Annotated in this window: 5 protein-coding genes; 2 read left to right on the forward strand and 3 right to left on the reverse strand. The window is 71.1% G+C overall.

The window, feature by feature from the left end; translation table 11 throughout:
• Positions 1 to 138: 138 nt before the first annotated feature.
• Positions 139 to 867 (forward strand): hypothetical protein, encoded by a 729-nt coding sequence (locus GL263_RS19920; RefSeq protein ID WP_182857100.1) that lies wholly within the window; start codon positions 139 to 141, stop codon positions 865 to 867.
• A 138-nt stretch (positions 868 to 1,005) separates the two neighbouring features.
• Positions 1,006 to 2,487, forward strand: a complete 1,482-nt coding sequence (locus tag GL263_RS19925; RefSeq protein ID WP_182857101.1) for an amidase — start codon at positions 1,006 to 1,008, stop codon at positions 2,485 to 2,487.
• A gap of 395 nt (positions 2,488 to 2,882) precedes the next feature.
• On the opposite strand, the gene pstB is transcribed toward GL263_RS19925, so the two are convergent.
• Genes pstB through pstC form a run of 3 tightly spaced genes read right to left on the reverse strand, consistent with a single transcriptional unit; the run spans position 2,883 to position 5,769 of the window.
• Complete coding sequence (pstB, locus tag GL263_RS19930) at positions 2,883 to 3,659, reverse strand: phosphate ABC transporter ATP-binding protein PstB (protein WP_143649067.1); 777 nt, start codon at positions 3,657 to 3,659, stop codon at positions 2,883 to 2,885.
• Between the two features lie 35 nt (positions 3,660 to 3,694).
• Positions 3,695 to 4,777 carry a phosphate ABC transporter permease PstA gene (gene pstA, locus GL263_RS19935; protein WP_182857102.1) on the reverse strand — a complete coding sequence of 361 codons (1,083 nt, stop codon included), beginning with the start codon at positions 4,775 to 4,777 and terminating at the stop codon, positions 3,695 to 3,697.
• Complete coding sequence (gene pstC / locus GL263_RS19940; protein ID WP_182857103.1) at positions 4,774 to 5,769, reverse strand: phosphate ABC transporter permease subunit PstC; 996 nt, start codon at positions 5,767 to 5,769, stop codon at positions 4,774 to 4,776. The genes pstA and pstC overlap by 4 nt, the downstream gene beginning before the upstream one ends.
• Positions 5,770 to 5,847 lie beyond the last annotated feature (78 nt).

A 5,847-nucleotide genomic window follows, 5' to 3' on the forward strand; every position in this document is an offset into this window, starting at 1 on the left:
GGCACGGGCACCGCGGGGGAGACGCGGATCACTGCGGAATTCCGCCCGCCGGGCGTCGGGTTGAAGCCCGCAATACCCGTACATGAGCCCATCCAACCCGGTCGCGCGAGATTTTACTCTCCCCTTACACTCCGCCTCATGCGATACACCAGAACACTCGTAGGCGTTGTCGCCGTCGGTCTGCTCACCGTCGGCTGCGGGGGAGACGACTCCGACGGCGCGGACGCCAAGTCCACCCCGTCCGCCGAGGCCTCGGCCGACAGCGGCGCCAAGGACAACACGGACGACCAGGGCACGGAGGACGGCGGCGACGCCGGTTCCGACGCCGAGGGCGACGAACTGCCGGTGAAGGTCGAGGAGGAGGGCGACCTGCTCGGCGCCTCCCCGAAGATCGAGCCGAGCCCGGACCGCACCGCCACCGTCACCGAGAAGGTCCTGCACGAACTCCGCCAGCGCACCCTGCGCATGGCCGGCGTCGAGGGCAAGACCAGCGGCGAGTGCGCCGGCGGCGAACTCACGATGGAGGCCGGCGCCACGACGAAGTGCACCGTCGACTACGAGGGCGTCAAGGTCCCCTGGGACGTGACGATCTCCGACAACTACAAGCCCGGCTCGTTTGTCTTCAGCTACCAGGCGAAGCCGCTGAAGGCCGTGCTGACGGCCAAGAGCGCGTACGGCAACTTCTACAAGCTGAACAACTCCACCAGTGACCAGCTGCGGTGCGGCGAGATCCCGGACGCCGTCCTGGTCGAGCTGGGCGAGGACACCGAGTACCGCTGCCAGTACCTGATCAAGAGCCAGAACCGCTGGAGCGACCGGGCCGTCGCGGTCCGGGAGATGGGCGTCACCTTCAACCTGGTCCGCTGACCGGGCGACACGACGATCGGCAGGTGCCGGGGACGAGGCGAGGGTCGCCCCCGGCGCCACCGCCGACCGCGGTCTTGTCGCCGCCACCGCCGCTGGTTACCGTGCGGTAGACCTGTCCCCGGTTGATGGCGGTGACCAGTGGAGTACGCGGACTACCGGCGGTATGACGCCACGGGACTGGCCGAGTTGGCGGCCCGCGGCGAGGTGTCGCCCGCCGAACTGCTGGAGACGGCGATCAACCGGGCCGAGGCCGTCGACGGGCGGCTCAACGCGATCGTCCGGCCCATGTACGAGCAGGCGCGCAAGCGGGCCGCCGAGCAGCCCCGAGGTCCGTTGGGCGGCGTGCCCTTTCTCATCAAGGACCTCCTCCAGGACTACGCCGGCCTGCCCACCGGCTCCGGCTCCCGCGCCCTGCGCGACCTGCCGCGCCCCCGGCACAGCCGGGTCGTGGAACGCTGGCTGGCCGCCGGACTGGTCGTGTTCGGCAAGACGAACACCCCCGAGTTCGGCGCGAAGGGCATCACCGAGCCGGAGGTGAGCGGACCGAGCCGCAACCCCTGGGCGCTCGACCGCACCCCGGGCGGCTCCTCCGGAGGTTCCGCCGCGGCCGTCGCGGCCGGCGTCGTGCCGATGGCCGGCGCCAACGACGGCGGCGGCTCGATCCGCATACCCGCCGCCTGCTGCGGCCTCTTCGGACTCAAGCCGGGACGCGGCCTCGTCCCCAGCGGCCCCGACCACGCCGAGTACCTCCAGGGCGCCGCGACCGACGGCGTGCTCTCCCGGACCGTCCGGGACAGCGCGCTCATGCTCGACCTGCTGACCGCCGACCCCGACCCGGGCGGCCCCTACCTTCCCGCACGCCCGGAGACCGGCTACGTCGACCAGGCCGCCCGGCCACCGGGCCGGCTGCGCGTCGGCTTCACCACCCGCTCACCGCTGGACACGCCGGTCGACCCGGAGGCGGTCGCCGCCGTGGAGGAGGCCGCCCGGTTGCTCACCGACCTCGGTCACGACGTGGAACCCGCCGAGCCGCGGATCGACGGTCACCGGCTCGCCGAGGACTTCCTCACCGTCTGGTACACGGGGCTGGCCGCCGACGTCGCGCACGTCCGCCGGGTCACCGGCGCCCGGGACACCGACTTCGAACTCGACACCCGGCTGATGGCCGCCGCCGGCCGGGCCACGCGCGCGCCCGCCTACTTCGCCGCCAACCACCGCTGGAACGAGCACTCCAGGGCGCTCGCCGCCTTCCACGCGGACTACGACCTGCTGCTCACCCCCACGCTCGCGTGCCCGCCGGTGCGCGTCGGTGAGCTCGACACGCCGCCGGTGCTGCGGCTGGCCGGCGAACTGCTGCTGCGGCTGCGCCTGGTCGGCCCGCTCACGCGGACCCCGCAGTGGCGGCGCACCATCACCGCCAATCTGGCGGCCGTCCCGTTCACCCAGCTGGCGAACCTCACCGGCCGCCCCGCGATGTCGGTGCCGCTGCACCGCACGGCCGAGGGGCTGCCGCTGGGCGTGCAGTTCGTCGGCGGGCTCGGCTCGGAGGGCACGCTGCTCGCGCTGGCCGCGAGCCTGGAGGAGGCCCGCCCCTGGGCACACCTGGAACCCGCGCTGTAGCGCCGGCGCGTCCGCCCCGAGCCGTCCGTCCGCCGAGTCGTCCGTCCGCCGAGTCGTCCGTCCGCCGCGTCGTCCGGCACGTACTGCCCCCGGGCCTTTGTGCTGACAGACCCTCGGGGAGACCGGGCTCCGACGCTCTCCGGCAGCGCGGCCGGACATCGGCGGAAGGGGCCGCGGAATGCCGCTTCCGGTACCCGCGACCCGGGGACGTTCGGGCGACCCCACCCGCTGGGGCGGCCGGGGCGGGAAAAGGGGAGGGCCCGGTCCCTCCCGAGGACCGGGCCCGTTCGTTCTGCGGCGGCACCGCCATGCAGCGCCGCAGAACGCCTTGCCGACCGTTGTTCGGCAGGTTCACCCGCGGCTGGGGCCGGCCCGGGCGGGCCGACCCGCCGCGATCAGCCGAAGCGGCCGGAGATGTAGTCCTCCGTCGCCTGCACGGAGGGGTTGGAGAAGATCCGCTCGGTGTCGTCGATCTCGATCAGCTTGCCGGGCTGCCCGATGGCGGCCAGGTTGAAGAACGCCGTCCGGTCGGAGACCCGCGCGGCCTGCTGCATGTTGTGCGTCACGATGACAATCGTGAAGCGCTCCTTCAGCTCGCCGATCAGGTCCTCGATGGCCAGCGTGGAGATCGGGTCCAGGGCCGAGCAGGGCTCGTCCATCAGCAGCACCTGCGGCTCGACCGCGATGGCGCGGGCGATGCACAGCCGCTGCTGCTGGCCGCCGGAGAGGCCGGAGCCGGGCTTGTTCAGCCGGTCCTTGACCTCGTTCCAGAGGTTGGCGCCCTTGAGGGACTTCTCGACGACGGCGTCCAGCTCGGACTTCTTGTAGCTGCCGTTGAGCCGCAGCCCGGCCGCGACGTTGTCGTAGATCGACATCGTCGGGAACGGGTTGGGGCGCTGGAACACCATGCCGATGGTGCGCCGCACGGAGACCGGGTCGACGCCGGCCCCGTACAGGGACTCGCCGTCGAGCATGACCTTGCCCTCGACCCGTCCGCCGGGCGTCACCTCGTGCATCCGGTTCAGGGTGCGCAGGAAGGTGGACTTGCCGCAGCCGGAGGGGCCGATGAAGGCGGTCACCGAGCGGGGTTCGACGGTCATCGAGATGTCCTCGATGGCCTTGTGGGAGCCGTAGTAGGCGGTGAGACCGCTGACGTCGATGCGCTTGGCCATTTTGATCACTTCACTTCTCTGGTCACGTGGCCGCGTCAGTGGCCGGTCTTCGGGGCCTTCCAGCGGGCGATCCCGCGGGCGGCCAGGTTGAGGATCATCACGAAGGCGATCAGCACGAGGGCCGCGGCCCAGGCACGGTCGAAGGCGTGCGGGTTGCCGGACTTCCACTGGAGCCAGATGTAGTACGGCAGGGACTGCTGCGGACCTTCGAACGGGTTGTTGTTGATCTCCATCGCGCCCCACACGAGCAGCATGACCGGGGCGGTCTCGCCGGCGATGCGGGCGACGGCGAGCATCACGCCGGTGGTGATACCTCCGATCGCGGTCGGGAGGACCACCTTGAGGATGGTCCGCCACTTCGGCACGCCGAGTGCGTAGGAGGCCTCGCGCAGCTCGTTCGGCACGAGCTTGAGCATCTCCTCGGTCGAGCGTACGACGATCGGCATCATCAGGATGGCCAGGGCGAGCGACCCGGCGAACCCGGAGTGGTTGAAGTCCAGGACGATGAGCCAGAGGCTGAAGACGAACAGGCCGGCGACGATCGACGGGATGCCCGTCATGACGTCGACGAAGAAGGTGACGGCCTTGGCGAGCTTGCCGGTGCCGTACTCCACGAGGTAGATCGCGGTGAACAGGCCGAGCGGCGCGGCTATCAGCGTGGCCAGACCGACCTGCTGCATGGTGCCGATCAGCGCGTGGTAGATGCCGCCGCCGGGCTGGAGGTCCGCCACGCCGGCCATGGAGTGGGTGAGGAAGTACCCGTCGAGGACCTTCGAGCCGCGCGAGACGGTCTCGAAGACCAGCGAGGCCAGCGGCACGATGGCCAGCAGGAAGCAGACCCAGATGACGCTGGTGGCCAGCCGGTCCTTCGCCTGCCGCGAGCCCTCGACCGTGCCGGCGATCACCATCGTCAGCGCGACGTACAGCAGGGCGGCGATCAGGCCCCACTGGACCCGGCTCTCCAGCCCGGCCACCAGGCCGACGCCGATGCCGAGGCCGGCGGAGACCAGGGCGAGGCCGAACGGGGCCCAGCGCGGCAGCCGGGGCTGCTTGAGCGGCGCGGACGCCAGCGTGGGCGCGTTGTCCGCGGGAGCCTTGTCGATGACCTGGTTGCTCATGCGTTGGCCCCCGAGTACTCCTTGTGGCGGGCGATGACCATGCGGGCCGCCCCGTTCACCACCAGGGTGATCAGGAACAGGACGAGGCCGGAGGCGATCAGCGCGTCACGGCCGGTCTGGGTGGCCTCGTTGAAGCCGGCGGCGATGTTCTGCGCGAAGGTGCCGCCGCCGGGCTCCAGCAGGCTGGCCTGGATGAGGAAGCTCGGGGACAGCACGGTGGCGACGGCCATCGTCTCGCCCAGCGCGCGGCCGAGGCCGAGCATCGAGGCGCTGATGACACCCGAGCGGCCGAACGGCAGCACGGACATCCGGATGACCTCCCACCGGGTCGCGCCGAGCGCGAGCGCGGCCTCCTCGTGCAGCTTCGGCGACTGCTTGAAGACCTCGCGGGAGACGTTGGTGACGATCGGCAGGATCATGATCGCCAGCAGGATGCCGACGGTGAACAGCGACCGGGCCGCGCCGCCGTCGTAGGAGAAGAGGCCGGTCCAGCCGAGGAACTGGTCCAGCCACTCGTACAGCCCGCCCAGGTGCGGCACCAGGAACAGCGCGCCCCACAGGCCGTACACGATGCTGGGCACGGCGGCCAGCAGGTCGATGACGTAGGCGAGCGGGGTGGCCAGCTTGCGCGGCGCGTAGTGCGAGATGAACAGCGCGATGCCGACCGCGATCGGCACGGCGATCACCATCGCGATGATCGAGCTGACGATCGTGCCGAAGACGAGCACCGGGATGCCGAACACCGGCGGGTCGGCGTTCGCGTTCCACTCGAAGGTGGTGAGGAAGTTCCCCTCGTTCTCGGCGAGGGCGATCACGGCCCGGTAGGTCAGGAACGCCGCGATGGTGGCCATGATGACCAGCAGCGTGATGCCCGAGCCTCGGGAGAGGGCCAGGAAGATCTTGTCACCGGGGCGGGTGGACCCGGCGAGCTCGGAGCTCTTGTCCCGTTCACCGGGTGGCTCCGGCCTGACGGGCGTCGGGGTTATGTCCATGGTTTCTCCGGTCTGGGTGCGGACCCATCGCGCGGGTCGCGGGGGGTCCTGGCGGCGGTGCACCGGATGGGTCGGGGG

It is taken from the genome of Streptomyces durbertensis, from assembly GCF_014156695.1.
Taxonomy (GTDB): Bacteria; Actinomycetota; Actinomycetes; order Streptomycetales; family Streptomycetaceae; genus Streptomyces; species Streptomyces durbertensis.

Bases quoted from the DNA above. Each gene is read 5' to 3' on its own strand.
- pstC (WP_182857103.1), bottom strand. From the start codon at position 5,769: ATGGACATAACCCCGACGCCCGTCAGGCCGGAGCCACCCGGTGAACGG.
- pstB (WP_143649067.1), bottom strand. From the start codon at position 3,659: ATGGCCAAGCGCATCGACGTCAGCGGTCTCACCGCCTACTACGGCTCC.
- pstA (WP_182857102.1), bottom strand. From the start codon at position 4,777: ATGAGCAACCAGGTCATCGACAAGGCTCCCGCGGACAACGCGCCCACG.
- GL263_RS19920 (WP_182857100.1), top strand. From the start codon at position 139: ATGCGATACACCAGAACACTCGTAGGCGTTGTCGCCGTCGGTCTGCTC.